At 56.5% G+C, this 26,137-nt stretch carries 21 protein-coding genes; 12 read left to right on the forward strand and 9 right to left on the reverse strand.

Annotation, left to right across the window (positions count from 1 at the left end):
- The first annotated feature begins 51 nt into the window (after nucleotides 1-51).
- Both L1047_RS03975 and murJ read left to right on the forward strand, forming a co-directional pair.
- Entirely contained in the window at nucleotides 52-435 is a 384-nt protein-coding gene (locus tag L1047_RS03975; RefSeq protein ID WP_235277510.1) for a DUF4278 domain-containing protein, read from the forward strand.
- Between the two features lie 233 nt (nucleotides 436-668).
- The gene (gene murJ, locus L1047_RS03980) at nucleotides 669-2,315 is read left to right on the forward strand and encodes a murein biosynthesis integral membrane protein MurJ (protein ID WP_235277512.1); all 1,647 of its coding nucleotides are present in this window, start codon (nucleotides 669-671) and stop codon (nucleotides 2,313-2,315) included.
- Here the strand turns inward: murJ and sigC are convergent.
- Nucleotides 2,312-3,418, reverse strand: a complete 1,107-nt coding sequence (gene sigC / locus L1047_RS03985) for an RNA polymerase sigma factor SigC (RefSeq protein ID WP_235277513.1) — start codon at nucleotides 3,416-3,418, stop codon at nucleotides 2,312-2,314. The genes murJ and sigC overlap by 4 nt on opposite strands.
- Nucleotides 3,419-3,926: 508 nt before the next feature.
- Between sigC and L1047_RS03990 the strand changes: the two genes are divergently transcribed.
- Complete coding sequence (locus tag L1047_RS03990; protein ID WP_235277514.1) at nucleotides 3,927-4,550, forward strand: cofactor assembly of complex C subunit B; 624 nt, start codon at nucleotides 3,927-3,929, stop codon at nucleotides 4,548-4,550.
- On the opposite strand, the gene mutS is transcribed toward L1047_RS03990, so the two are convergent.
- Nucleotides 4,547-7,234, reverse strand: a complete 2,688-nt coding sequence (gene mutS, locus L1047_RS03995; RefSeq protein ID WP_235277515.1) for a DNA mismatch repair protein MutS — start codon at nucleotides 7,232-7,234, stop codon at nucleotides 4,547-4,549. The genes L1047_RS03990 and mutS overlap by 4 nt on opposite strands.
- A gap of 499 nt (nucleotides 7,235-7,733) precedes the next feature.
- Here mutS and L1047_RS04000 point away from each other — a divergent pair, with 499 nt between their 5' ends.
- The 5 genes from L1047_RS04000 to L1047_RS04020 all read left to right on the forward strand — a co-directional run bounded on the left by L1047_RS04000 (nucleotide 7,734) and on the right by L1047_RS04020 (nucleotide 14,486).
- Nucleotides 7,734-8,660, forward strand: a complete 927-nt coding sequence (locus L1047_RS04000; protein WP_328286025.1) for a FecCD family ABC transporter permease — start codon at nucleotides 7,734-7,736, stop codon at nucleotides 8,658-8,660.
- Nucleotides 8,657-9,487 carry an ABC transporter ATP-binding protein gene (locus L1047_RS04005; RefSeq protein ID WP_235277517.1) on the forward strand — a complete coding sequence of 277 codons (831 nt, stop codon included), beginning with the start codon at nucleotides 8,657-8,659 and terminating at the stop codon, nucleotides 9,485-9,487. Before L1047_RS04000 ends, L1047_RS04005 begins: the two co-directional genes overlap by 4 nt.
- 85 nt (nucleotides 9,488-9,572) lie before the next feature.
- Nucleotides 9,573-12,020, forward strand: a complete 2,448-nt coding sequence (locus tag L1047_RS04010) for a TonB-dependent hemoglobin/transferrin/lactoferrin family receptor (protein ID WP_235277519.1) — start codon at nucleotides 9,573-9,575, stop codon at nucleotides 12,018-12,020.
- A gap of 67 nt (nucleotides 12,021-12,087) precedes the next feature.
- The gene (locus L1047_RS04015) at nucleotides 12,088-13,572 is read left to right on the forward strand and encodes an energy transducer TonB (protein WP_235277521.1); all 1,485 of its coding nucleotides are present in this window, start codon (nucleotides 12,088-12,090) and stop codon (nucleotides 13,570-13,572) included.
- Nucleotides 13,573-13,601: 29 nt separating this feature from the next.
- Nucleotides 13,602-14,486 (forward strand): ABC transporter substrate-binding protein, encoded by an 885-nt coding sequence (locus L1047_RS04020; protein ID WP_235277522.1) that lies wholly within the window; start codon nucleotides 13,602-13,604, stop codon nucleotides 14,484-14,486.
- An 89-nt stretch (nucleotides 14,487-14,575) separates the two neighbouring features.
- Here L1047_RS04020 and L1047_RS04025 read toward each other — a convergent pair whose 3' ends face one another.
- Nucleotides 14,576-15,250 (reverse strand): Fe2+-dependent dioxygenase, encoded by a 675-nt coding sequence (locus L1047_RS04025; protein WP_235277523.1) that lies wholly within the window; start codon nucleotides 15,248-15,250, stop codon nucleotides 14,576-14,578.
- A 229-nt stretch (nucleotides 15,251-15,479) separates the two neighbouring features.
- Here L1047_RS04025 and L1047_RS04030 point away from each other — a divergent pair, with 229 nt between their 5' ends.
- Nucleotides 15,480-16,388, forward strand: a complete 909-nt coding sequence (locus L1047_RS04030; RefSeq protein WP_235277524.1) for a TVP38/TMEM64 family protein — start codon at nucleotides 15,480-15,482, stop codon at nucleotides 16,386-16,388.
- Nucleotides 16,389-16,435: 47 nt separating this feature from the next.
- Here L1047_RS04030 and L1047_RS04035 read toward each other — a convergent pair whose 3' ends face one another.
- Complete coding sequence (locus L1047_RS04035; RefSeq protein ID WP_235277525.1) at nucleotides 16,436-16,939, reverse strand: Crp/Fnr family transcriptional regulator; 504 nt, start codon at nucleotides 16,937-16,939, stop codon at nucleotides 16,436-16,438.
- A 179-nt stretch (nucleotides 16,940-17,118) separates the two neighbouring features.
- Nucleotides 17,119-18,243: a hypothetical protein gene (locus L1047_RS04040; RefSeq protein ID WP_235277526.1), complete on the reverse strand. Its 1,125-nt coding sequence runs from the start codon at nucleotides 18,241-18,243 to the stop codon at nucleotides 17,119-17,121.
- Nucleotides 18,244-18,498: 255 nt separating this feature from the next.
- Between L1047_RS04040 and recF the strand changes: the two genes are divergently transcribed.
- Nucleotides 18,499-19,674, forward strand: a complete 1,176-nt coding sequence (recF, locus tag L1047_RS04045; RefSeq protein ID WP_235277527.1) for a DNA replication/repair protein RecF — start codon at nucleotides 18,499-18,501, stop codon at nucleotides 19,672-19,674.
- A 30-nt stretch (nucleotides 19,675-19,704) separates the two neighbouring features.
- On the opposite strand, the gene L1047_RS04050 is transcribed toward recF, so the two are convergent.
- Together L1047_RS04050 and rph are read right to left on the reverse strand one after the other, a co-directional pair.
- The gene (locus L1047_RS04050; RefSeq protein ID WP_235277528.1) at nucleotides 19,705-20,940 is read right to left on the reverse strand and encodes a response regulator; all 1,236 of its coding nucleotides are present in this window, start codon (nucleotides 20,938-20,940) and stop codon (nucleotides 19,705-19,707) included.
- 166 nt (nucleotides 20,941-21,106) lie between these two features.
- Nucleotides 21,107-21,847 carry a ribonuclease PH gene (gene rph, locus L1047_RS04055; protein WP_235277529.1) on the reverse strand — a complete coding sequence of 247 codons (741 nt, stop codon included), beginning with the start codon at nucleotides 21,845-21,847 and terminating at the stop codon, nucleotides 21,107-21,109.
- A 149-nt stretch (nucleotides 21,848-21,996) separates the two neighbouring features.
- Here rph and L1047_RS04060 point away from each other — a divergent pair, with 149 nt between their 5' ends.
- Together L1047_RS04060 and L1047_RS04065 are read left to right on the forward strand one after the other, a co-directional pair.
- Complete coding sequence (locus L1047_RS04060; protein ID WP_235277531.1) at nucleotides 21,997-23,451, forward strand: folate/biopterin family MFS transporter; 1,455 nt, start codon at nucleotides 21,997-21,999, stop codon at nucleotides 23,449-23,451.
- Nucleotides 23,452-23,511: 60 nt separating this feature from the next.
- Complete coding sequence (locus tag L1047_RS04065; protein ID WP_235277532.1) at nucleotides 23,512-24,189, forward strand: trimeric intracellular cation channel family protein; 678 nt, start codon at nucleotides 23,512-23,514, stop codon at nucleotides 24,187-24,189.
- 50 nt (nucleotides 24,190-24,239) lie between these two features.
- Here L1047_RS04065 and L1047_RS04070 read toward each other — a convergent pair whose 3' ends face one another.
- On the reverse strand, nucleotides 24,240-24,920 hold the full coding sequence (locus tag L1047_RS04070) for a DUF533 domain-containing protein (RefSeq protein ID WP_235277534.1): 681 nt from the start codon (nucleotides 24,918-24,920) through the stop codon (nucleotides 24,240-24,242).
- Between the two features lie 141 nt (nucleotides 24,921-25,061).
- Nucleotides 25,062-26,048, reverse strand: coding sequence for an RpoD/SigA family RNA polymerase sigma factor (locus L1047_RS04075; RefSeq protein ID WP_235277536.1), 987 nt, complete (start codon nucleotides 26,046-26,048; stop codon nucleotides 25,062-25,064).
- Nucleotides 26,049-26,137 lie beyond the last annotated feature (89 nt).

Genomic DNA, 26,137 nt, shown 5'->3' on the forward strand with positions numbered 1-26,137 from the left:
AGGGCTCCCGTTTTGTAAAGCCCAGTCCTTGTTTTTCATTGGAGTCTCCTTATGCAACTGACCTATCGGGGCATCGCTTATGAGTTTGTCCCCCCCTCTGGCACGTGGCAAGAGCAAGATCGGATTGTGCCCTACCGGGGGCTGGAGTGGAACTGGCATTCTCAATCGGCAGTCATGGTTCTGCCAGATGCCTTTGCCCTCACCTACCGTGGCATTGCGCTCCATCCCGCCCCGATTGCGACGCTTGGGATCCCTGTGGCGGAAGTAGCCCCATCGACGGTTACCTCCTCTCGGAAACACTTCATGGCCATGCTCGAGGAAACCCATCGACAAAATCTGATGCACCGGCTGCAGGAGCGAATCCGTTCCGCCCAAGCCCGTGGTGATGAGCATTTGCTGCAACAACTGGAACACGAGCGGCAACTGCTGGCTTAAGCTGGCCCAATCTCTTTGTCGGCACGCTCTATCTCTCCCCATCTCAGCTGCTACACCCCCGACCAAGCCTAACGGCTAGGGTTGGAGCCCTGCGACGCATCTCGGCGGATTTGGCTCAATGGGTTTGGCGGAAATCCCAGATAATGGTGTCTTGGCTGCGGGTACTCCTCTGAGGTTTCTAGCCGCCGTTGGTGGCCAATGTTGTGGGGATGGGTGATGTTGCGGGGAAGCCGATGATTGAGGATGCTGCGACTCAGGAAGAAACCCCGGTGGGATCCCCGCTGCCATCCCGCTCTTTGCTTTCGGTGGCGGGTTTGGTGGCCGGGGCTACTTTGCTCAGCAAGGGCATGGGGTTCATTCGGCAAGCCCTGATCGCGGCGGTCTACGGCTCGGGGCCAGAGTACAGCGCCTTTGGGGTGGCCTACATTCTGCCGGGCTTTCTGCTGATTTTGCTGGGGGGGATCAACGGCCCTTTCCACAGCGCCATCGTCAGCATCCTGAAGAAACGGCGGGATCCCGCCCTGGAAGACCCGGCTCGATGGTTAGAGTCGATCTCCACCTTGGTGGGCTGTCTACTCTTGCTGGTCACCCTGGGCTTGTGGTGGGGGGCGGAGTGGGTGGTACGCCTGAACGCGCCAGGGGCGAGTCCAGAAGTTCACGCTTTGGCTGCCACCCAACTGCGGATCATGGCCCCCTTAGCGCTGCTTTCAGGGTTAATCGGCATTGGCTTTGGGGCGTTAAATGCCGCCGAGCATTATGCTTTGCCCGCCCTCAGCCCGCTGATCTCCAGCTTGGCTGTAATTGCGGTTTTGCTGGCCTTTGGGTGGACGGGGATCCCATCTTTGATCGCCTGGGGCATCGTGATCGGGGCGGTAGCCCAGTGGTTGGCCCAGGTGCCCTTGCAAATACGGTTGGGGTTGGGACGACCACGCCTACGGTTTGAGTGGGGATCCCCCCAGGTACGGGCGGTGGGGCTGCTGATGTTGCCGGCTGTGATCTCCTCCGGGATGATCCACATCAACGTCTATGTGGATATGTTTTTTGCCTCCTTCGTGCCGGGGGATCGCACCATTGGCAACCTGGGATACGCCCAACTTTTGGTGCAAACTCCCCTCGGGATCCTCTCCAATATGGTGTTGGTGCCCTTCATGCCCCTCTATGCCCAGTTGGCCGGGGATGTGTCCCTCTGGCCAGAACTGCGCCAACGCATCCGACAGGGCTTGATGATTACAGCAATTTTGACTTTGCCCCTGTCGATGCTGCTGGTGGCTCTGGCGGAGCCGATTGTGCAGGTGGCCTATCAACGGGGTCGCTTCACTCCGGAAGTTACCCAGGAGGTAGCGGCCCTGCTGATGGCCTATGGCGTTGGTATGAGCTGCTATCTGCTGCGGGATGTATTGGTGCGCATTTTCTACGCCTTAGAGGACGGAGCCACCCCCCTGCGCATCAGTGCCCTTGCCATTGGTCTCAATGCGCTGCTGGACTTTCTTTTCCTTAGAGCTTTTGGAGGGCCGGGCATCGCCCTGGCCACCGCTGGTGTCAATGTTCTGGCCTTGATCGGGCTAGGGATCCAGTTGCACAGGCGCTTGGGGGGGATCCCTTGGCTAGAGATGGGTCGCAGCCTGCTGCCTCTGCTGGGCATCACCACCTTAGCTGGGGGCCTGAGTGCCTGGCTCTGGATTCAGTTGCGCACGGTTGCAGTGCTCGGATCCCCATTCCTGACAACACTCATTTGGGCCGGATTGGCGGCTGGGCTGGGCTTAGGACTGTTTACGGTGGGGGCGCTGTTTTTGCGGATCCCGGAAATGGACTGGGTGGCAGCCCAAATCCGGGATCGCTCTGGTCGTCTTATGGGTAAGTTGAGCCGAGGCCGGAGTTAGCCCATCGCCTCTAGGTAATCGCGCACCCGGTTACGCCGCTTCGGTTGCCGTAGCTTTTGCAGGGCCTTGGCCTCAATTTGCCGAACCCGTTCCCGCGACAGATCCAAGGCGCGTCCAATCTCCGCCAGAGAATAGGTACGCCCATCCCCCAGGCCGAAGCGCATACGGATCACATCCCGCTCACGGGTGGTTAGATCCGAGAGCAAATGCTGCAGATCTCGATGCAGTGCCTCCCGCATCATGGTTTCTTCCGGCGAAATGTCGTCGGTTTCCAGCAGATCCCCCAGTTCGGTATCTTTGTCTTTGCCCACTTTGGTTTCGAGGGAGACAGAGCGGGGCACCCGCACCAGTAGCTCCCGTACCTGGGGAGGGGTCATCTCCAACTCAGAGGCGATGTCTTCGATGGTGGGGGTACGGCCCTTCTCCTGCGAGATTTTGCGTTGCGCTTTCTTGATTTTGTTCAGCTTTTCGGTGATGTGGACGGGCAGCCGGATGGTACGGCTTTGGGTGGCGATGGCGCGGGTGATGCCCTGCCGGATCCACCAGTAGGCGTAGGTGCTGAAGCGATAACCTTTTTTCGGGTCAAACTTCTCGACGGCCCGTTCCAACCCAAGGGTGCCTTCCTGGATCAAATCGAGCAGCTCCAGGCCGCGGTTTTGGTATTTCTTCGCCACCGATACCACAAGGCGCAGGTTGGCCTTGATCATGTGCTCCTTAGCACGGTTACCAATCCGCTGTATCTGTTGTAGCTTTTCAGGGGTAAGGTGCTCCCATTCGGGGTTTTGGTTAGCCTTGGCGGCCCATTCCGCTTGGGTGGGATCCCGCCCCAAATCTTTCTGCAGGCGCAGGCGCAACTCCAAGAGCTTCATGTAGTCCTGGACTTTTTGGGCTAGGGACACCTCTTCATCCCGCCCCAGCAAAGGGACGCGGCCAATCTCTTGCAAGTAGAGGCGTACAAGGTCGGTAGAGCGGCGGGCAGGTTCCTCTTCTAAAAACTCGCTATCGACCATATCAACCTCCACCCCCTCGGTGTTATCGAGGAGATCAGTAGGGCCATCGGCCATCGATAAAACGTCGTTGAGATCAGGTTCGTAGTTAGACATGTAAGGTGTGGCTATAGCGACAGAGGCGGGTGGGCAAGTGGACTGAAAGGGTAATAACGGCAGTACAGAGCGGGTTAAATCTAGTGTTCCCCAACAACGGTGTGGCCTCGCGCTATCATCATCCAAGTGGATGTGGCACTACCCTCTTCAGGAGCTTGGCTTCTAGATTGCGCCTCATCAAGGGAGACGGAAGCAGCAACGGAGGGATCCGTTTATAGTAGAGCGTGAGCCTCTTATCATAACTTAATTATAGTTGCTCTTCTCGATTCAGATGCATGAGATCTAACGTAGAGCTTTGCTGTCTCAACCGTCACAGCCACTGCCGAAAAGCGTATTGCCCTCGGGGAGGTCTCTGCTAAAGCCAGCAATTATTTCGGACAATGGTGGGGAGCGAGGCGGTCGGCCAATCCTCGAGGCCTGAATCGTCTGAACAACGTGTAAGCCATTCAATAAAATGGATTGAAAATGGATTGTTCCTGTTCAAATACCCCAAGAGGGATTCAGATCCATGGTGGAAGGCAAACTGGCGATGGTAGAGAAACTGAGCAGAAGCAGGGTTAGCTCTACTCAAGCCCTTGGACTAGCGATTGCTCTGCCAGACAGCACTCTGAGGGGGGAGACGGTCTCGACCTTAACGCTGACGGCGCTACTGGCCATCGGGCTATTCTTTTTTCTGCGAGCTTCTGGCAAAGATCGAGTTGAGGCTCGTCTTTATTCTAGCAACCGTAGTTTGGAGGAAATGGGATCCGCCCTGCGAAGCCATTTGCGAGGTCGGGGCTACCAACTGCAGTCCACCGATTCAGAGGGCATTGCCACCTTTGCAGGAGAGGCTAGGGCCAGTGCGGGGTTGGCGGCTTTTTTGACGGGGCTGGCGGGGTTGGGCTTGGCCTGTTTGGCCCTGGTGGTGCATACCCTTGAGCCCCAATGGGGAGGATGGCCCTGGATGCTGATGCTGGCTTCCCCTTGGGCGGGTTGGTACTATCGGCAGCGCAACCAACGGCCAGAACAGGTTCGCTTAAAACTACAGGAAGCGGAGCTTGGAGCGCGGCTGTGGGTAGAGGGGCATCGGGATGAGCTGGACGTATTGGCGGCCACCTTTGCTCTGCAGGAACGGGATCCCGATGAGGGCTAGAGCAAATCGGGGAAGAGCGGCATGGAGGTGTTCGCACTAGCGGCAAGTTGTGGCAAGGACAGTTGATCGCCGCTGGGGATCCCATCCTGAGCTGGCTTTTTTGTTTTGGGGGGATGATCTCGCCCTTGGTTTCTCAGGCCCAGGCCGATGCGACTGTGCTTTTCTACTAACTCCAAGACTTGCTTGGCCCGTTCAATCACCGGCTTGGGCAGACCCGCCATGCGCCCCACCTCGATGCCATAGGAGCGATCTGCCCCCCCTGGCTGCACCTGGTGCAAAAAGATGATGTGATCTCCCAACTCTTTCACCACCACCTGAAAGTTGGCTACATTGGGCAGCAGCGTTTCCAGTTGGTTCATCTCGTGGTAATGGGTGGCAAAGAGGGTACGGGCCCGCACTTGGGTGGCCAAGTATTCCGCCACTGCCCAGGCAATGGAAAGACCATCGAAAGTCGCTGTACCGCGCCCGATCTCGTCTAGCAAGACCAAAGAACGCTCGCTGGCATGGTTGAGGATGTTGGCGGTCTCGTTCATTTCCACCATAAACGTGGATTGTCCGGTGGCCAGATCGTCCACCGCCCCCACCCGCGTAAACACCCGATCACAAAGGCCCAACTCTGCTCGTTCTGCCGGGATAAAGCTGCCCATCTGGGCCAGGATTTGGATGAGCCCAATTTGCCGCAGGTAGGTAGATTTGCCGGACATATTCGGCCCCGTCAGCACCATCAAATCGGTGCCCTCAGGGGATCCCAAATCAACAGAGTTGGCCACGAATAACCCACTCGGCAGCGATTTTTCCACCACGGGGTGGCGGCCCCCCTCAATGTACAGGCGGCGATCCTGGGTGATGTGGGGACGGCTATACCCCTGTTGCACCGCCACTTCCGCCAGACCCAGCAGGGCATCTACAGCGGCGATGGTTTGGGCGATTTGGCGAATGGATTCGGCCTCGGATCCCGCCTGGAGGCGCAGCTGCAAAAACAGTTCGTATTCCCGTTGGTTGATGTCGGTCTGGGCGGTGAGGATGCGGGCTTCTTTTTCCTTCAGGTCGGGGGTGATGAAGCGCTCCTCGTTGGTCAGGGTTTGTTTGCGGATGTAGCTCTCTGGCACTTGGTTGGCCTTGGCGCGGCTGATGCTTAGGTAATAGCCGAAGGCTTTGTTAAAGCCCACTTTCAAGGTTGGGATCCCGGTGCGATCGCGCTCAATTTTCTCCAAATTGGCAATCCACTGTCGGTCTTGCTCCACCTGTTGCCGCAGCTGATCCAACGCCGGATCCACCCCCGGTTGAATCAATCCCCCTTCCGTTAGGATGGGCGGTGGCGAGGGGAGCAGGGTGCGCCCAATCAGCCGACCCAAATCCGACAGGGCGGGATCCACCTGTTGTAAGCTTTGCAGGAGAGGGGTTTGGGCTTCCGCCACCAAGTCTGCCAGATCCGGCAGTTGGCTCAAAGAGGATCCCAAAGCCACCAGTTCCCGTGGGTTGGCCGTGCCGGAGCTGACGCGGCTGGCCAAGCGCTCCAGATCGTAGAGGGAGTCCAGCAGGGAGCCGAGGCGGGTGCGCAGGGAGGGATTATCCAGCAATTCTTGGATCGTGTCCTGACGGGTTTGGATCTGATCTGGATCCAACAAAGGCTGCAACAGCCAACGTCGCAGCGCTCGTCCCCCCATGGCGGTGCGACTGTGATCTAGCACCCAGAGCAGGGATCCGGCAAACGCACCTTCCCGGATCGTCTGGGTTAGCTCCAGGTTGCGCCGGGTTTGCGGATCCAACATGAGGTAATCCGTCAGTTGGTAGGTGCGGGGGGGCTGAAGCAGGGGATGGATCCCCTCTGGGGAGGGTTGCACCAGGTTCTTCTGGGTTTCTTCTAGGTACTGCAGCAGTCCGCCTGCCGCCCGAACCGCCAGGGGCAGCCCCGCACAACCCAACCCCTCCAAAGATCGCAGGCGGTAGGTTTGCAGCAGATGATCCCGAGCCACTGTCAACTCAAACGGTTCTGGGGGGCGCAGGGTATAGCTATACTGGCTGGGTAGATCGAGGAGGGCTTGGGGATCCCCGGGGCGAATCAAAGTCAAGCCCAGGCCATCCTCCGCTGGGATCAAGATCTCCGCTGGTTGGAGCCGCGCTAGTTCTTGCTCAAGTCTCTCCAGCCCCGTACTCTGGCAAACCCAAAACTCTCCTGTAGAAATATCGGCATAGGCCAAGCCCCAGGGGGGATCCGGCTGTTTCAGGTTTTTGAGGCGGACGATGGCTGCCAGATAGTTGTTTTGCCGGGCTTTTAGCAGTTCTTCTTCCAAAAGAGTACCCGGAGTGATTACCCGCGTCACTTCCCGCCGCACCAAGCCCTTGGCCTGATCTGCTGGCTCCATCTGTTCACAGACGGCGATGGCATAGCCCTTGCCTACCAACTGGGCTGCGTAGCGCTCGAAGGCATGATGAGGCACGCCACACATCGGGATCCGCCCCAGCGCTCCCCCCTCTCGCCCAGTGAGCACCAGCTCCAGCTCCCGCGAGACGATGTAAGCATCCTGAAAAAACATCTCGTAGAAATCCCCCAGCCGGTAGAGCAGGAGGGCATGGGGATATTGCCGCTTCAGCTCTACGTAGTGCTGCATCATCGGAGTGAGCAGGGTGGGATCCACAGTCAGGGCATCCCAGGTTGGGGCAGGAGAAGAGGATGAAGACATAGCGGCACACTCAACAATCTCAAAAATAAGGATCTAAGGTAAGGATCCTGTCCGACAATCCGGCGAAAACGACGGCCAGCTCTAAGCCGGTAGGCATCAGGCTGACCCTCAGGATCATTGTGTTAGCACGCAATGGCTTAGGCTGTTGCGGAAACCGATGCGGGCAAAGGCTGATAGCTCAGCCGGATTAGACCCATTCCCTGCAACTCTTCTCCAGACTTACTGGTACTGACTTGCAATATCTAAAAAGCACTGATATCCTGACAACTACACAACTATTGAGGTTAACTCTCAATAAAAGGCTTGTCTTTTTCCGTGCTCTAGGCAGTTTTTGCGCCTTAAAGGAGCTTGATTTTTCTAATCATCCCAGACTTTAGAGGTTCTTGAGGTGCTGGTTGGCAATGAGCGTTCGCTGTCCACTACTGATAGCAACTGTAGTCAGAAATTATGGCGATCTCGTCCTGTTGGTCTAGCTTGTCTGCTACTCAGTGGCGTCAGTGTGCTGCTGTTGTTTTCTTTGTCTTTTGGTTCTGTGCCCATGAGTGGGGGGGAGGTTTGGCAAGCTTTGTGGCGACAGGGGGATCCCACCCGGCAGACGATTCTTTGGCAGTTGCGGATGCCACGGGCTTTGTTGGCGCAGCTGGTGGGGGCAGCTCTGGGCATGGCTGGGGCTTTGTTGCAGGGAATGCTGGGCAATGGCTTGGCGGATCCCTATTTGTTGGGGATTTCAGCAGGGGCAGGTCTGGCGGCGGTGGGGTTGCTGACACTGGGGGAATGGAGCCGTTGGGTGCCCTTGGCAGCTTGGGCGGGGGGCTTGCTCACCACCCTGTTGGTGTACCGATTGGCACGCACCAGGGTAGGGGTGTCGGTGGAGCGGCTGATCTTGGCGGGGGTGGCGGTGAGTGCCTTATTTGGAGCCATCAGTTCTACTTTGCTGCTGATGGCAGATGAGCGGGTGCAGGTGGCCCTAACCTGGCTGATCGGCAGCCTGAGCGGGCGGGGCTGGCCGGAGGTGCAGGTGGCCGGGGTTTACATCCTCTTGGGATTGGGGCTGGGTTGGGGGCAGGCGCGAGCTTTGAACCTACTGGGGTTGGGAGAGGAGATGGCCGTCAGCCTAGGGATCCCTATAGCGCGGACGCGGGTCGTGATCGGCTTGGTAGCGGCGTTGTTGGCGGCGGCGGCGGTGAGTGTCGGGGGGCTGATCGGCTTTGTCGGGTTGGTGGTGCCCCACATGGTGCGGCAGACGGTGGGATCCGATCACCGTTGGCTATTGCCCCTCTCGGCCCTGGCAGGGGCGGGGTTGCTGGGAGGGGCGGATATCTTGGCCCGTTTGGGATCCGTAGAGCTGCCAGTGGGGATCGTGACTGCCCTGATGGGAGCCCCCTTTTTTGGCTGGCTGCTGCAGCGGCGAGGGATGGGTCTATGAAGGAAGGGGTGACACTTCTGCGGGCGGAGCACTTGACGGGGGGCTATGGATCCCAACCGGTGGTGCGGGATCTAAGCCTGGAGGTGGAACGAGGGGAATGGCTGAGCATTGTCGGCCCCAATGGATCCGGCAAATCTACACTGTTGCGGCTGCTGAGCCGGGTGTTACCGCCCTTATCCGGACGGGTGGAACTGAACGGCAGGGATATCCATCATCGGCAACTCACCCCACAACAGGTGGCCCAGCAGCTTGCCCTTTTACCCCAACAGCAGCGGATCCCCCAGGGGCTGACGGTGCGGCAGTTGGTGAGTTTGGGGCGTTCCCCCCATCAGCGGTGGTGGCAATGGCAGTTGCAGCGAGCAGATTGGCAGCGAGTGAATCAGGCCTTAACCCAGACCGGACTGGGATCCCTGGCGGAGCGACGACTGGAAACCCTATCGGGTGGAGAACGGCAGCGGGCTTTCTTGGCTCTGGCTCTGGTGCAGGAGCCGCAGGTGTTGCTGTTGGATGAGCCCACCACTTTTTTGGATCTGCGCTACCAGCTGGAGTTGCTGGAGCTGTTGCAACAACTCAATCAGGAGCGGGGGTTAACGGTGATCACGGTGTTGCACGACCTGAACCTGGCAACCCGCTACAGCCAACGCATTGCTCTGCTGGGATCCGGCCAGTTACAGGCGATGGGATCCCCACGGGAAGTCTTGACCCCCAGTCGGGTGGCCCAGGTGTTTGGCCTGGAAGTGGAGTGGATCCTTACCCCGGTGGGTTGGCAGCTTTGTCCCTTAGCCACTGTGGGAGCCAGTGGAGAGTCCGTGCCTCTGTCAGTGTGAGGGATGACACGGGTGATGGGTTGGTTTTGAATTTTTTTCTGAACTTTTGAACTTTTTTCTGTGAGTTTTCTGTGAGTGAGGCGATATGAGCGTTATCGGTCGTTTGTCCAGAGTCGTGAGTTTGGGGTTGAGTGTTGGTTTAGGCTGGGGATCCCTGGCTTGGGGCCAAGCCCAACAGGTGACGGAGTCCCTGTCAGACCCGGCGGTGCTGGCTCAAGCGACCCCAGCTCCTGTGCAAGGGGCAACCCCCTTGCAAGAACAGATCCGGGAGCTAGAAGCGCAGATAGAAGCGGCCCGCCAACGGGGGGATCAGGCGGAAGTAGAGCGGCTGCAGGCGGATCTGCGGGTGCTGCAGCAGGAGGGTACACCGGTTTTTAACCTGCAACAGGTTACCGTCACCGGCACCCGCACCGAGCGCTCCTTAGTAGATTCCCCCGCCAGCATTACAGTGATCGACCGGGAACGCCTGCGGCAGGAGCTAATCCAAAATATTCAGGACTTGGTGCGCTACGAGCCGGGGGTGAGTGTACGACGGGATCCCCGCTATGGGTTTCAGGATTTCAATATTCGTGGCCTAGATGCCAACCGGGTGCTGATTCAGGTGGATGGGATCCGGCAGCCGGAACGCTTTACCTTTGGCCCTTTCAACATTGGACGAGACAGCTTCGAGCTAGAAACCCTAAAAACCGTAGAAATTATCCGTGGCCCCGCCTCTACCCTCTACGGCAGCGATGCTCTTGGGGGAGTTGTTACCTATACAACTTTAGATCCGGGGGATCTACTAGGGGAGCGGGATAGCCACGTGGGCTTATCCAGTCAGTACGACAGCAGCAACCAAGGATTTGTCAATACCGTGAGCTTGGCGGGACGGCAGGACAACTTGGAGGCTCTACTCATCTATACCCGCCGGGATGGCCGGGAAACCGATATTAAAGCCGATTCCAACCTTGTTAACCCCCAGAGGGAAGCGGGAGACAACGTCTTGGCCAAGCTGGTCTATCGCTTTGACGAGTACAACAGTCTCAACTTGACCGGAGAGTATTTCAACCGTCGCACCACGACCACCACCACTCCCCGCAACTTGGCAACGGGCATCAGCTTCTTTGAAGAAACTATTGACACGGAGCGGACTCGATTCAGCCTGGAATACCGCTATGCCAACCCCGATACCCCAGCCTTTGAGTTGGCCACTGCGCAGATTTACTACCAGCCGGCTCGCACCCAAGAACCCAGTGTGGAAAATCGCACCATCACCGTGCAGGGGCAGCCGGTGCCTGTCCGAAGGGATACGTTTAACGAGCTAATCAGCAACATTTTAGGGGCGAATTTGCAGGCTCAAAGCCGTTTTCAAACCGGGGATATTGCCCACCGCTTGGTGTATGGAATGGATCTTTCCACCACTCGCAACGAGCGGCCCCGCAACCGCTTCCAAACCAATCTACAAACAGGGGCAGTCACCCAAAACATTCCCCCCGATACATTCCCCACCAAAGATTTTCCCGACTCCGATACAGTGCGTTTCGGCCTTTATCTCCAGGATGAAATTGACTTTAATGGCGGCAACCTCACCCTCATCCCCGGGATCCGCTACGACACCTACAACCTCACCCCCAGCCCGGATGAAGACTTTTTGCGCAGCGGAGCAGAGGCTGTCAGCCTGTTTGCTGATGCCATCTCCCCCAAGCTGGGCCTTGTGTGGAGCCTCAACCCCAACCTCACCTTCACAGCCCAGTATGCGGCGGGCTTTCGTGCCCCCCAGTACAACGAGATCAACAGCGGTTTCACCAACCTCACTAGTCCCTTTTTTCGCTACCGCACCCTCTCCAACCCCAATCTACGCCCAGAAACCAGCCAGGGCTTTGAGGTGGGCTTGCGGGGGATCTACCCTCAGGCCAGTTTTAGCTTGGCTGCCTACTACAACACCTACAACGACTTTATCGAAGCCTTCCGAGAAGTGGGATCCGAACCTTCTCCCCCCGGATCCGGCCCGCCTGGTGGCCCGCCACCGCCGCCGGTGATTCTTTTCCAGAGCCAAAATGTCAGCCGTGCCCGCATCTATGGGGTAGAGGCCACAGGCCAGTATTTCTTCAGCCCAGATTTGACAGGTTGGAGCCTGAATGGCAGCTTTGCCTGGGCGGTGGGGGATAATCTCACCGACAATGAACCCCTGCTTTCCATCGAGCCGCTAACGGCGGTGCTGGGGTTGCACTACGACGATCCCAGCCAGATTTGGGGAGCCAGATTGATTGCCACTTTGGTAGCGGATCCCCGCGATCCGCAGCGGGAGCCTGTGCAAACCAACCCCAATGCTCCCCCCCAAATTCCCTTTGTAGCCAGTGGCTACAGCGTCGTGGATCTGTTGGCCTACTACAACCTGGATAACAATTGGCAGTTGAACTTTGGGGTGTTCAACCTCTTCGATGAGAAGTATTTCCTCTACTCCGAAACTCGCAGCCTGTTTGTGGGCCCGGAAGTGGAGCGGCGTGCCCAGCCCGGCAGGAATGTGGCTTTGAATTTTTCTGCTCGTTTTTAGGGATCTTCCCGGTGGGAAAGTCCTGAATCTAGTACCCCTGAATCTAGTTCTGGTGATGCCTTGACCCATGCTTGCTGAGCGATCCACCCTCCCCTCTAAGGGATCCCACTCTCCTCGGAAGGGATCCCAGGGTTCACTTTTGCTGCACTTGCAAGGGTGGTATTGGCAGCAGGAAGGTATTGCCTACGGGGTTGGACTAGTTTGGTTGGAATTGGGCCTGTGGGCGCAGGAGCGAGGCCAAGGATCTAGCCGAGGCTCGAACGGGATCTTGGGGATCCGATGGATCCAGTACAGCGAAGGGATTCTCAGCTATGCCCTGCGGGCTAGCTGTTGCTGTACAGCCCTGTGTGTGGCCCGTATCTATTTAGAAGAGGATTTAGCAGATCCTCCGGCTCCACGGGTGCAGACAAGGGATCCCCAGCCGCTGCGCTGGGAGAGCTGGGTTTCCCTACTTTTGCATGTGCTGGTGCTACTGGGGGTGGCCTGGTGGGGATCCCGGCCTTTGCCAGAACGGGAAACTCCAATCCCGATTACCCTTTTGCTGGAGGAACCGGCAGAAGAGCCAGCATTATCCGAGGCGGATTTGGAAGCAGCTTCAGAAGCACCTTCACCAGAGCAGATCCCCAAGGCATCTGTCCCGCTGACGCCAACAGAACCTCTTCCAGAAGATCTGCCGGCCCCGCCCCCCGAACCCGACCTACCCCCATCGGAGCCAATCCCACCACCAGATCCACCGGATCCGGTTTTGACAGAGCCCATACCTCAAGAGCAGGAGATCTCCCCCATTCCGGAGACCGAATCTTTGCTGTCCCTACAAACTCCTACACCCACCCCCGAACCCATCCCTACCCCCCCACCGCCCCCAACTCCTACCCCCCAACCACCTACTCCGTTGATTACCCCCACGCCTGCCCCTACAGCACCGCCACCCCCTCCCCCGCCAATTGAGACTCCCTCACCCACCTCTACCCCCATTCCCGCAGCAACCCCAGAGCCGATACCCGCACCAGTGGTTACCCCAACCCCCGCCCCGATTGCCCAGGAGCCCCCCCTGGATCCCGCTGCTGCCGCGAACCCCGTCCCTCCAGCACCCCGCTTTACCCCCCTGTTACAAGGGATTCAAGCCGCTGCTCCTGCCTCAACACCCCGTGGCAGCGAATCCGGCTCGCCGGAACCCTCTGGTGAGCCAAGCTCCAGTTCATCTGCCCTTACTGCCCCCGGAGCTGCGGCATCTCCCAACCCAGCTCCACCCGCCGTTGCCGCCAACCCACAACCGGATACCCTGGCCCAACCGATTCCGGGCCGCAATCCCCCTCCCCAATATCCCCCTCAAGCCCGTCGCCTCAACCAACAGGGACAGGTGCTGCTGCAAGCCAAGGTCAACAGCCAGGGGCAAGTGCAAAATGTGGAAATTCTCACCTCCAGTGGCTTTCCAGCCTTAGACAACGCGGCTCAACAGGCAGTGCAGGGCTGGCAATTCACCCCGGCTTTGAGAAACAACATTCCCATTGATTCTTGGGTAACTGTGCCCATCCAATTTGCCCTCAACTAATTGCTTTTAATTCGCTTTGGAGATTGCTCATGCTGTCTCGTTTTTCCCGCCGTCAAACCTTGGCCTTCGCTCTCTCTGGCCTGGGAGCCTGGGGCTTAAGCCGTGCTGTCAGGGCACAGGGGGGGATCCCACAACCCTTGCCGGAAGTTCCTGTCGATAGAGTTGCCAGCCTTACCACCCTGACAGCGGATATTCTCTATCATCTGGCCCCGGATAAACTGGTGGGGATCCCCGCAGGACAATTGTTGGAATCCGATCCACGCTTTCAGGGCCTTGCCCGGTTGGGTCTAGGCAACCAGCCCAATCTGGAGCAAATTATTGCTCTACAACCGGATTGGGTAGTGGGAGCCAGTGGTTTTCACAACGCCTTGGCAGAACGGTTGCAGGAACTGGGGATCCCCACCTATCTTACCCAGGTCAACAGTTGGGCTGCCCTCGAAGAGACGATCACTACCCTGGCCACTGCCCTAGGCGCAGATCCTCAACCGTTGCTTCAGGAGTATGGATCCCTCTTACCCCAGCAACAGCCCGATCCCCAACCCAAAACCCTGCTCCTGGCGGGCACCCAACCCATTCTCTCTCCCAATCGGCAAAGCTGGGCGGGAGATCTGCTGGAACGCTTTGGTGCGGACAATCTGACGGCCACCCTGCAAAGCCAAGGGCAATTTCGGGGCTATGTCACCCTTTCGGCGGAGCGCATCCTGGAGGCCAACCCGGAGATTCTGTTGGTGGTCAACCCGGAGGCATCGGATCCCTTAGCCTTCTTCCAGTCCCGTCCCTTCTGGAATCAACTGCAGGCGGTACAAACCAAGAGGGTGTATGGGTTTGACTATTACGGCTTGGTGAATCCCGGTAGTCTGGAAAAAATCAAGGTAGCCTGTGAGCAGTTGGCACAAGTTTTACGAGGTGGCTGATGATATTGATATCCTCTGCTTTTCCTTAATTTCTATGTATAGCTTTTTCTAGCGGGACACAGTCCTTAATGTGCCGAACCTCGGATACTCTAGATATCTGCCCACTTTCGCAACAAATTGGCATAGGTTTTGGAGAGTAAATCAAATTGGCGAGTTTTGCCAGATTTCTGAAATAGTTGCTGGCGTACCGTTTCTAGGTCAAAGAGAATCTCCCGTTCCTGCGGATCCCTCACCAAGCTTTGCACCCAACTGACTGCGGCCAGACGGATCCCATGGGTAACACTTGCGACTCGATGCAAGGTTGAGGCGGGATAAAGAACCATGGCACCAGCGGGCAATTTATAGGCCCGTTCCCCTTCGCTGCTTTCTATAGTTAACTCTCCTCCCTCATAATCTTCGGGATTACTTAAAAATAATGTAAAAGCAATATCTGAGCGCATCACCTGCTGTTGGGTCACCATCAGGCCATCATCCGTGTGGATCCCGTAGAACATACCCCTCTGATAGCGGCTGACCAAAATGGGATGTATCACTTTAGGCCGAGCCGCCAATTGAAACAGTGAACTGCGAGCCAGAGCCGCAGTGATGATCTCCTGTACTCTCTGCCCTTGAGAGGATCCCTTGGGCAGTTGCATATTGTTTTTAACCAGCTTGGCATTCCACCCTGCTGTTATTTTTCCATCCATAAAATCTGCTTGACTCAGCAGCTCTATAATCTCATTAAGCTCTACCAGGCTGAGAACATCCGCAATACATAAAATCATGTCAGCGCCTTGCCAAAATAGAGATTAGTCGAGAAGAGCTATATGACTGCTTTCTTATAAAGAAATTATCCTTTAAGCTGAAGCCTTTTCTGACTTCATGTACGACACAAGGTAAAGAAGAAATTCTTGTCAGACAAAGGATTGACCTGCATCGGCTGTAGTATGTATTACTGGAAAAGACTGTATCCTTGATTGTCAAAAATCAAAACCGGCAATTTATAATAATTGTATGATACTTAATGATGTGCATTTTCTCTCTTACATTATGCAATCACCACAAGGGATCCGACAAAGACAGCTTTGTAACCAATTGGGCTTAGATTACAAAACGGTTGCCGCAGCAGCCAAAGCAATGGGGCTTAGCACCCATGACTATCTTCAGCAGCAGACCGGCTGGATCCTCAAGGATGATTTGTATTATCCTCCAGGCACAACATTTGCTCACTCAGATGGTCAGCTAGATACTCACCCAGCAACACTGCCAACTTCCTCAATTTTATTAGCTCCCATATCCAGAAAGTCTAAGGATATCTTTTCTCTTTTTCTCTTGCTTTCTATCCTAATCCTATCAGTTTTATTGGCCAATCGACTGGATGCTGAGACAATCCGAGAATCCATCGCTAGCTTGGGTCTGTGGGCCCCCATTGCCCTCATTGGGTTACGTTCCATAAGTATTCTCATCCCGGCTATACCCAGTACCGTTTATTCCATCTTATCGGGAACCCTCTTTGGCTTTGGAGCGGGCATTCTTTACATAGCGATTGCTGATTTTCTGGCCTGCATGCTTAATTTTTATTTGGCTAAGCGATTTGGAAGACATTTGGTTCAAAGGATGGTTGGACAGAAGTTCATGTATAAGGTTGATGCGCTCTCGAGCAACTATCTAGAGAACAATGTTTTTCTTACTTCAGGCTTTTTAATGACGGGCCTGTTTGACTTTGTTTCTTATGCGGTTGGACTAAATCAAATGAAATGGCACAATTTTACTCTGTCTTTGGTGCTGGGTATTGCAGTTTCTACTCCTCCTGTAGTAGCCCTTGGGGCCGGTGTTCTAGAGCAGGGAAGGTGGCTCCTGGGTTTGGCTCTGTTGGGAATGTTTGCTCTGGCTATGCTGACAGGGTGGTTAAATAGAAGGTGAGGATTTCAAACTGCTCAGCATTAGGAATGATGCGACATCATTAAAATTTAATAGTCTAACCCTATCTTCTTAATTTTCTCCGCATAAATTGCCAGGGAGCGATCCTTTAGACGGCGGAGCAATTTAGCTTGTTCATAAAGATGGAAAAATCTTGTTACCGTTACCCGGGTTGTCCCGATTATTTCACTTAGGTCTTGGCGGGTGAGAGCAGGATTGAGGCGATAACTTTCCCCCTCAGAAGTTCCAAATCTTTGAGCGATCCAAACCAACAGATGCAGCAATTTTGGGTAAAGTTTTCGACATTGTAAGATGCGAATCATTTCTTGACAACGCTGTATATGCTGCAGGGTTGCCTCTTGGATCCAACTTGGTTCCTGCTGACAAGAACATTGCAGTTGTTCTACGGGTAAAAGTCTGGCTTCCACCCAGGATAAGCACTCTGCCCCCACCTCTTGAAGTAAATTTTGTTCCCATCCAACCACATCGCCATTTCCCCACACTCCGAGAGTTAATAGCTCTCCTTCGATCCCACAAGTGATGGTGCGCAGCACGCCTGTTTCGATTTGCCACAGGATTCCCCCTGTAAGAGGCAAGGGATCCCCCCGCTTAAAGGTTCTGGTCTCCCCCAGTGCCGTTGTGGGAACAAGCGGAAGCGGTGAAAAGGGAGGTGAGAAAGTAGCAACAGGTTGGATGGAACTCATTAAGGCTCCTATGAGGGTTCAAATAAGGTTCAAATCGCTGAACCAAAGGCCTCTCTGGGTAGGGAAAGTTGATCAATGGCCTGATTCACAGCGTCTTTGAGGGTGGTGGCATTGGGAAACTCTTCGATAGCCCAAAGGGTTTCATGTAGAGCTTTGCCCTCTTCGGGGTTAGCGCGACCCAAGGTATCTCCAGCCGCCAGCCAGGCCCCGCGAATTGACCATTGAGCCGCCAAGGCAGTATCCCCACCTGCGGCCACTGCCGCGTCCAAATCCGCCACCCGATCCAAAAACAGCAGTAGTGCCGCCACATCCAAAGCTTGTTGTACGGAAGTTGCCTCTGCTTCTGGCCAACGTTTTTCCAGTAGAGCCGGTTGACCTGCCGCCAAAGGTTGTGTCACCCTCTGGGTTGGGTGTTCGGGTAGCCCGAAGCGAGTGCTGATTCGGCTCATCTCCGCATGCAGAGAGTGCTGGCCTTCCACGCCATACCAAAAGGCAAACAGCTCGCTCCAGTTTTTTGGGGATCCGTTGGCCAAGCTCCAGTTGTTGTCTTGGGGGCCACGGATGGAGGCTTCCGTCAGCTCCAGCCGACACCAATTCAAGACGGTGGCCAGGATCCCCGATCGGATGGCGGCAATGCGGGCTGCATCCGACAGGGAACGACGTTGGTTTTGTCCCGAAAAGGCTCCCGTACCCATCAGGGCAGAAGTTAAAAATTGATGTTGAAAGGTGGGATCCCATCCCAGGGCGATGGCACCGGGCAATGTGCGTGGCATTCTACCTTGGTAGTCATCGGCAAAGAACGCCAGAGAATGGGAGCTATCCCGCCAGTTGAAATGCCGCCCAAAAGCATACCGTTGCAAAGCAGCCGAATAATCCGGTGGAAATGCGGTCAAAGCGCCGTTGATCTCGGCAATATCTAGGCTGAGGCGGTTGTGGGGCCGCACATCGGCAGCTGTCGTAAACCCCTCCGCCGACAGAGCAAAGGAAGGCATCTCCGCCCGCGCCGGATCCCCACGGCCTAGGCCAAGCAGGAGCACACTGGCCAGTAGCCCCCTTCCAATCCCTTGTTGCCAGTCAGTGTAAGTAAAACTGGGGAACCAGCCCAAGCCAGCCTGGGGGTTACGCAACGGCAGCTGGACATGAAGTGTGGACATGTATAGTGTCTCCTGGCGGATGAATGAGCATGAGATGGGCCTAGCCAAAGATCACAGGGCCGCTCGCATTTGAGAATAGTTCTTAATAAGTTATCCCATGAATGCCGGTTGCTCGCAAGCCTTTGTCCTGCAGATGTTCAGCCTCAGATCCTGTGTAGAGTTGGGAAAGTCTGTGAGAGCTTATAGTGAGCTAAGCCTCAGTCCGTAAAGCTCCCTGAGGTAGAGAGTCACCGTCTTCCTCTTTTCTCGATTTCTGTGTATCTGCGTTCCCTTCATCTGCGGCATTTTCGCAACTACAGCGATCAAGGGATTCACTTTGGCTCGCCCAAGACGATCTTGGTGGGGGATAACGCTCAGGGCAAAACCAACCTGCTGGAGGCCGTAGAACTGCTGGCTACATTACGCTCACGGCGGGCTAGTCGGGAGCGGGAGTTGGTCAGTAACGACTCCCCTCAGGCTCAAATTGCCGCCACCATCGAACGGCTGGGGGTGGCGCACGAACTGGTGATGGATCTGCGCAGCAGTGGCAGGCGCTCCCTCAAGGTGAACGGGCAACCGCTACGCCGTCAATCGGAGTTTCTCGGCCAGGTGAATGCCGTTTTGTTTTCCAGCCTCGATCTGGAGTTGGTGCGGGGTGGGCCAGAGTCCCGGCGCAACTGGTTGGATGGGGTGTTGACTCAACTGGAGCCTATTTACACTGGCTTGCTGGAGCACTACCGCAAGGTGCTGAAACAGCGCAATGCCCTCCTGAAAGCCCAGCGGGATCCGGCAGGGCATTTCTCAACGGATGTCGCCACGGAAATGGCCTTTTGGAATGACGAGTTGGCCACCGCAGGCAGCCGCATCATGCGCCGACGGGCACGACTACTACAGCGCTTGGATCCTCTGGCGGAACATTGGCATCAGGCCATCAGCGGTGGACGGGAAACCCTGAAGCTGACCTATCGTCCCCAAGTGCCTCTGCCGGATCCCCAGACTACTGCTGAGGTGGTGCAAGCCCAGTTTATGCAGGAAATTCAAGCGAAAGCCACGGCTGAACTGGCTTTGGGCAGCTCCTTGGTGGGGCCTCATCGGGATGATGTGGAGATGAGCATCAACGATAGCGCCGCCCGCGCTTATGGATCTCAGGGACAGCAACGCACCTTGGTGTTGGCTCTGAAATTGGCGGAGCTAGAGCTGATCGAGCAGGTGATCGGGGAGCCACCCTTGCTGCTATTGGACGATGTGCTGGCGGAGTTGGATCTGCATCGGCAAAACCAGCTCTTAGATGCCATTCAAAGCCGCGTGCAAACCCTGGTCACTACCACTCATCTGGGATCCTTCGATGCCCGTTGGCTTAGGGCTGCCCAGATCGTTCAGGTGCAGGGGGGGCAACTCTCTCCCTACAAAGCCTGGGATCCCAGCTCTATGGGCGAGGCGGGATCCCCTTAGTGTGAATTTGTGCGAAGGGCATCGGGTTCTTCACGCGTTGGCCTGATCTCCGAGGGAGGTAGGGACTCCCCGGAACAGGGTGGGTTGCTCCACCTTGATCCCCAGACCCGACAATGGATTCTGCAAGTGGGGCTGTTGGGCCAAAAGGCGCTCTATTTCGGCATTCAGTTGAGTTTCGGTGAAGGGTTTGGTGAGGTAAGCCGTTGCACCCGACCATTTGCCGCGGATGCGATCCAACAGGCCATCTCGCGAGGTGACCATGACGATGGGAATGGATTTGAACTCCTCCAAATTGCGCACAATCCGGCATAGCTCCAGCCCATCGATCCCCGGCATTGTTACATCCATGAGCAGCAAATGGGGCCGGTACTGAAACAGCAGGTGGAGCACTTCGGAAGGGTTGCCCGTTGTAATCACTTGATACTTGGGCAACGATTGCCGCATGATCTCCTGCATCACCACGCTGTCATCCACCGCCAGAATGGTAATCGGGTTGTGGCGCTTGGCCTGAAGCAATTCTGGGGGCGTTTGTAGGCTGATCAAGCCTTTTTTCAGCCATCCGGCAAAGAGGGTGGCTACTTCCAGCCGATCGCGGGAGAGCCTCTTGGCGATCACCTCTAGCGACTGACCCTCTTTGGTAAGGCTGTGGAGCTTTTGCCGCTGTTCTTCGGTGATGCGATAGCGATTGACGCGCTCCCAGTTGACCACCGGCACCGCCAGCATCGTCGGGATCGCCACCTTCAGGGCCACCCATTGATCGCACCGTTGGGCAGCCTCCTGGAGCAGCGGCCCCAGCTCGAAACCGCCGATTGGGGCATCTTGGGCCACCCGCTCTTGCACCTCAAAGCGACAGGTGCCCGCCCGCTCAAACAGATACCGGTCAAAGTCTGTCAGGAGGTTCAGCCACAGGGCATCTTCCACCTCCCCCGGCTTGAGCAGGGCCAGTTGGGTCATGCCTTCGATCAGCTCCTGCAGCGAGTTCTCTTTCATCAGGCGCTCCTGCACCACCCGGATTGCCCGCTGCGACCAGCCCAAGTTCAGGCGGGGGATAAAGCGGCACAGGCGCTTGAGAAAAATCTGGATATCAAGGGGTTGATCGGCGGAGAAAATCAGCCTGCCGTGGTAGTAGGTGAGCACCCAAGACTCTGTCCCTTCAGAGGGATCCGCCCCTCTAAGGTGAATGCGCAGATATCCGGTTGTGAACTGTCGGCTTTGCTGCCTGAGCAGGGGGGCAAGCTCCTCAGATCCGAACACAAAACGGGACATGTGGCCTTCTCCGGGTCAATTGGGGTTGCATCACCTCACCCATACACCCAAATTCCTGGCAAGGAAAAGTTTACAATCCGTTCATCTTAGCGCTCTCTTGCGCCATTTCTGTAGCGAGAAAACCCTGTTCTGAGGCAGTTGCTTTATACAGAACGTTTACTGGAGCTTAATGGAGGGGGGAAAGATAGAGCGCCTGTCGCTGGGCCTGGAGCAATTCTTGGATCCCGCTTTGGGCTATATCCAGCATCTGCATCAACTGGGGACGGCTAAAGCAGGTTTGTTCAGCAGTGCCCTGAATTTCGATAAAGGATCCCTGCTCGTTCATGACGATGTTCATATCCACCTCCGCCTGGCTGTCTTCCTCGTAGCACAGATCCGCGATCACCTCTCCCTGCACAATCCCCACCGAAAGGGCCGCCACCTGCTGCCGCAAGGGGGATCCCTGTGCTGGATCGAGCAAGCCCTGTTTATATAGCCAGGTGATGGCATCGTGTAGGGCCACATAGCCCCCGGTAATCGCCGCGGTGCGCGTGCCCCCATCCGCCTGCAACACATCGGCATCCAGAATGATGGTGCGGGATCCCAGCTTCTGAAAATCTAGGACGGTGCGCAGGCTGCGCCCAATCAGCCGTTGGATCTCGGCGGTACGGCCCGACAGCTTCATCAGCTCGCGCGGTTGTCGGGGTTGGGTGGCTCCGGGCAACATGCGGTATTCGGCCGTCAGCCAGCCCTGGCCTTTATCCCGCAAAAAGGGGGGGACTTCTTCAGCCACACTGGCGTTACAGAGAACGTGGGTATGGCCAAACTTGACCAAAACTGATCCGGGCGCATAGCGGGTAAAGTGCCGCTCAAAAGAGACCGAACGCAATTGGGCAGGAGTGCGACCATCTGGGCGTTGCCAGCTCATGAGAAATCCAAGAAGGGCTCCCTCGCATTGTCGGCCATGTGGGCCAAAGGGCTCTCAGGGCTTGGGATCTTTACAGATGTCATCTGTCGAGGCCGGGGATCCCTGAGCAAAAAGGCTACAGTAAGAAGACCGTTAACATTCCTTCACGCATGATTCCACTCCTGCTGCGACGGCTGCGCGGACTCACCCCCACCCCGCTGCGGGGCATTCACTGGACACCGGAGCTATTCGGGATCCTCTTGGTGTACTTTGTGCAGGGGGCAGTGGGGTTGGCACGGCTGGCCACCAGTTTTTACCTCAAAGACAGCTTGGGGTTGAGTCCGGCCCAAGTGGCGGCCTTAACGGGTATTGCGGTGATTCCCTGGACTCTCAAACCTTTATACGGCTTGCTGTCGGATACGCTACCGATTGCTGGTTATCGGCGAAAACCCTACCTAGTGCTTTCTGGCCTGTGGGGATGCGGGGCTTGGTTGGGCATGGCCTTCTGGGCGCCGACGGCAGGTCTGGCAACAATGTGGGTGGTGCTGGGATCCCTGGCGGTGGCGGTGGGGGATGTGATCGTCGATTCGCTAGTGGTGGAGCGGGTACGGGAGAGCGACTGGGCCAGTACCGGCACGCTGCAATCTTTGACATGGGGGGCGACGGCCTTAGGATCCCTGTTGACCGCCTACTGGGGGGGAGCGCTCTTGGCCCACTATCCGCCCCAGGTGGTGTTTGGGGCGACGGCCTTTTTGCCCTTGTTGATCGCTTGCTCGGCCTCAGTGATTGTTGATCATCCGGTCGCTCTGTCTCAGGGCTGGGATCCGCTGCAACAACAGGTGGGGGAGGTATGGCGGGCGGTGCGGCAGCCCAGTATTTTGTTGCCGGTGCTGTTTGTGTTTGTCTGGCAGGCAACCCCTAGCGCAGATGTGGCCTTTTTTTACTTCGTCACCAATGATCTGGGGTTTGGACCAGAGTTTTTGGGGCAGGTGCGGCTGGTGACGAGCATCGCCAGTTTGATCGGGGTGGGGATCTTTCAGGTCTATCTGCGGCGGATCCCACTGCGTCCTTTGTTTGGCTGGATGACGGTGATCTCGGCGGGGTTGGGCCTGACCAGTCTGATCTTGGTCTATCACTGGAACCGGGGCTGGGGCATTGATGACCACTGGTTTAGTTTGGGGGATAGCCTGGTGCTGACGGTGGCGGGGCAAATTGCCTTTATGCCGGTGTTGGTGCTGGCAGCGCGGCTGTGTCCACCGGGGATCGAGGCCACTCTGTTTGCTCTGCTGATGTCGGCGTTTAATTTGGCAGGGTTTCTCTCGCAAGAACTGGGATCCCTGCTCATGTACGGGCTGGGGGTGACAGAGCAAGATTTCACCACGCTGGGGATGCTGTTGATCTTGACGAATCTCTCCACGCTGTTGCCGCTGCCGTTTTTGGGGTGGCTGCCGGAAGGGTTCGCGCCAGCAGCGACCTGTCGCATCCCTTCAGGAGGTGTAGACCTAGAAGCAGAAGCCCATACTTCTTTAGAGAGTTTGTTGCGGGATGTGCGCACAGAAGAGGCTGAGGCGGCCTTGGCAATAGAGGCAATTCCCCTGGGAGAAGCTGATCCGACCCATTCTTGAGGGGTTCGCCCTTGGTATGGGATCCTGACAACGTTCTCACGCATCCGCTGGGGATCCCTGATGGAATGGAATGCTCTTTCGGGTTCTTTGGGTTCATTGGTGGAGGGCAGTGCGGTGGTGGTCTCGGCCTTTTCAGGCATGATCGCAGCCCGACGCAAACGAATGGATTTTGTTGGCACCTTCACCGTCGCGGCCATTACCGCTTTTGGGGGTGGCACCCTGCGGGATGTGCTGCTGGAACGCCGCCCCCTCTTTTGGGTCAGCCATCAGGAATATCTGATTCTGATCTTTGGGTTGGCGCTGGTGTTTCTCTACCTACCTCAGCTTTTTCAGCCCTTGCACCCTTTGGCAGAAAAAACCTTTGACCTCATCGATGCGTTGGGGCTAGGACTGTTTAGCGTTGCCGGGTGTGCAGCAGCGCTAGAAGCCGGAATGCCGATCTTCATCGCCTCCCTGTTCGGGGTGATTACCGGGGTCTTCGGTGGCATTCTGCGGGATGTGATGATCAACCAAATTCCGATTGTGTTTCGGCAAACCAGTCTGTATGCCACCTGCTCGTTTGTGGGCAGCTGGGTGTATCTCCTGACTTTGCCCATCGAGATCCCGTTTGCCGATTTGGGAGGGATCCTGGCAACGATCCTTCTCAGACTGGGATCCATTCACTACAATCTGACCCTGCCTCTGCCCCCGCATCTCAAGCCCGGTGTATCAGAACAGGAGGAGGAGCGCCTGGGGTAAAGGGTGCTCTTGGATGTTGAATGGCTGAAGGGTGCTTCACTTCCAACACCCTAAATATATTGGGTGGTATCTTCCCCTTCCTCAGCCAATAACGACAAGGCCCGAAAGCGCAGCCCTACCACCTGATCGTAGAGGGGGTTGAGTTTACACATGGGGGGAATGTGCATGACTTTGTGGCCAAACACCACCACATCCCGCTCAAATGGGCACTGGGAGGGGATCATACGACACAAAAACCGTGCCACCTTTGGGTTGTGGACTTGGATCCCGTCCATCCAGTGGCGCAAGGGATCCAACGGATCGGTGTGGCTGGTATCGGCCTGGGTGGGGGTAAGGGTTTGGCGGGATCCCGCTTCTGAGGTGGCAAGAGTGGTTTTCAACAGGTTGAGCTGGGGTAGCTCTAGCCCGAGGGCGGTGGCAAATTGGTGTAACAGCTGATCTTCCGACTCGGAATACACCCCATCGGCAACGGCTGTCATCACCGCTGTTCGTAGGAAATCCTCTCGAAATTGCGACTGTAGCTGGGCTGCCAACGCCTCTGGTGAAAGGGGATCCAGCGTTTTGCCCTCCTCTTGCGGCCATTCCGAGCGGATTAAGTCTTCGATCAGGGCTTGCTCTTTGGGGTCATATTCTCCATCTGCCCAGGCGATGCTGAGCAATCCGCGCAGCCATACCTCAGCTTGTTCTGGCGAGCACTCTTGCTGAAGGGAGGGGGTGGAATGGGTCTGCATGGAGGATCCCCATCAAGCCAACTTCACTGCCATTTTAGGGGGCTACGGTCAACCCCGACAGCCCAAGACAGGAAAAGTCTCAACTGGGGATCCCACTCCTAGGGCAAAAGCTGCGGGTCTTTGGGGATTGTAACGGGTTCCTCAGCGAATGTACTGGGCCAAAGCTCGCGAAGGATGCCCCACCCGCAATTTGCGCAGAGCATCCCGCTCGATCTGCCGAATCCGCTCCCGCGTCAGATTAAAGTGATCTCCCACTTCCCGCAGGGTTCTTGCCTGTTGCCCATCCAATCCATAGCGCAACTCCAAGACTTGCCGCTCGATGGGTTTTAGGGTTTGCATAGCAGAACGCACATCCTGCTGCATCGACTGCACGAGGATCCCTTGAATGGGTTGCTCCTGGCGCTCATCCTGCAACAGATCTCCAAGGCGGCTTTCCCCCTCCTGCCCGACGGGCACATCCAACGACAAGGGCAAAGCAGCAGCCTGCTGGATCATGCGCAATTTTTTGACCTTGATGCCCAGAGCCTCCGCCAGTTCCACTTCAGTGGGTCGTCGCCCTTGGGATTTCATCAGTTCACGACTGGTGCGTTTGAGGAGACGCACTTTGTCCACCATATGTACCGGCAAGCGAATTGTCCGGGCTTGGTTGGCAATGCAGCGGGTAATGCCCTGGCGAATCCACCAGTGAGCGTAGGTGCTGAAGCGAAAGCCCCGCTCGGCATTAAACTTCTCGGTGGCCCGAATCAACCCTACGTTGCCCTCCTGGATCAGATCCAAAAAGGGCACCCCCCGATTGAGATATTTTTTGGCAACACTGACCACCAGGCGGAGGTTGGCATTGATCAGCTTGCGTTGGGCCCGTTCCCCCTGCCGAAGGCGGGAGCGTAAGGTGGGTACCGAAATCTGCAGTACCCCTGCCAGCTCGGCTTCACTGGGATCCTCGCCCTTCTGTTCTTGCCATTCCTGTCGGGCTTGATCGATGCGGAGCTTTTGCTGAATTTTCCGTGACAGCTCAATTTCTTCAGTGTGATCGATGCGGGGTACACGACCAATCTCATTGAGATAGTGATCGACAGCATCTTCGTTTAGCCGGGATCCGTTGGCGCTGGGCTCTAGATCAGCCTCCACGGGGATCCCTTGCCCATCTGGAGTCGCTGCGGAGTCAGACCAGAAATCGTCAAGTTCCTGAGAGGAAGAGGCGGACACTTGAGGATGAG

Source organism: Synechococcus sp. Nb3U1 (assembly GCF_021533835.1).
In the GTDB taxonomy this organism is placed as follows: Bacteria; Cyanobacteriota; Cyanobacteriia; order Thermostichales; family Thermostichaceae; genus Thermostichus.

Excerpts from the sequence above, each read along its gene's own strand:
- L1047_RS03975 (WP_235277510.1), top strand. The coding sequence starts at position 52 with ATGCAACTGACCTATCGGGGCATCGCTTATGAGTTTGTCCCCCCCTCT.
- murJ (WP_235277512.1), top strand. The coding sequence starts at position 669 with ATGATTGAGGATGCTGCGACTCAGGAAGAAACCCCGGTGGGATCCCCG.
- sigC (WP_235277513.1), bottom strand. The coding sequence starts at position 3,418 with ATGTCTAACTACGAACCTGATCTCAACGACGTTTTATCGATGGCCGAT.
- L1047_RS03990 (WP_235277514.1), top strand. The coding sequence starts at position 3,927 with ATGGTGGAAGGCAAACTGGCGATGGTAGAGAAACTGAGCAGAAGCAGG.
- mutS (WP_235277515.1), bottom strand. The coding sequence starts at position 7,234 with ATGTCTTCATCCTCTTCTCCTGCCCCAACCTGGGATGCCCTGACTGTG.
- L1047_RS04005 (WP_235277517.1), top strand. The coding sequence starts at position 8,657 with ATGAAGGAAGGGGTGACACTTCTGCGGGCGGAGCACTTGACGGGGGGC.
- L1047_RS04010 (WP_235277519.1), top strand. The coding sequence starts at position 9,573 with ATGAGCGTTATCGGTCGTTTGTCCAGAGTCGTGAGTTTGGGGTTGAGT.
- L1047_RS04015 (WP_235277521.1), top strand. The coding sequence starts at position 12,088 with ATGCTTGCTGAGCGATCCACCCTCCCCTCTAAGGGATCCCACTCTCCT.
- L1047_RS04020 (WP_235277522.1), top strand. The coding sequence starts at position 13,602 with ATGCTGTCTCGTTTTTCCCGCCGTCAAACCTTGGCCTTCGCTCTCTCT.
- L1047_RS04025 (WP_235277523.1), bottom strand. The coding sequence starts at position 15,250 with ATGATTTTATGTATTGCGGATGTTCTCAGCCTGGTAGAGCTTAATGAG.
- L1047_RS04030 (WP_235277524.1), top strand. The coding sequence starts at position 15,480 with ATGATACTTAATGATGTGCATTTTCTCTCTTACATTATGCAATCACCA.
- L1047_RS04040 (WP_235277526.1), bottom strand. The coding sequence starts at position 18,243 with ATGTCCACACTTCATGTCCAGCTGCCGTTGCGTAACCCCCAGGCTGGC.
- L1047_RS04050 (WP_235277528.1), bottom strand. The coding sequence starts at position 20,940 with ATGTCCCGTTTTGTGTTCGGATCTGAGGAGCTTGCCCCCCTGCTCAGG.
- rph (WP_235277529.1), bottom strand. The coding sequence starts at position 21,847 with ATGAGCTGGCAACGCCCAGATGGTCGCACTCCTGCCCAATTGCGTTCG.
- L1047_RS04060 (WP_235277531.1), top strand. The coding sequence starts at position 21,997 with ATGATTCCACTCCTGCTGCGACGGCTGCGCGGACTCACCCCCACCCCG.
- L1047_RS04065 (WP_235277532.1), top strand. The coding sequence starts at position 23,512 with ATGGAATGGAATGCTCTTTCGGGTTCTTTGGGTTCATTGGTGGAGGGC.
- L1047_RS04070 (WP_235277534.1), bottom strand. The coding sequence starts at position 24,920 with ATGCAGACCCATTCCACCCCCTCCCTTCAGCAAGAGTGCTCGCCAGAA.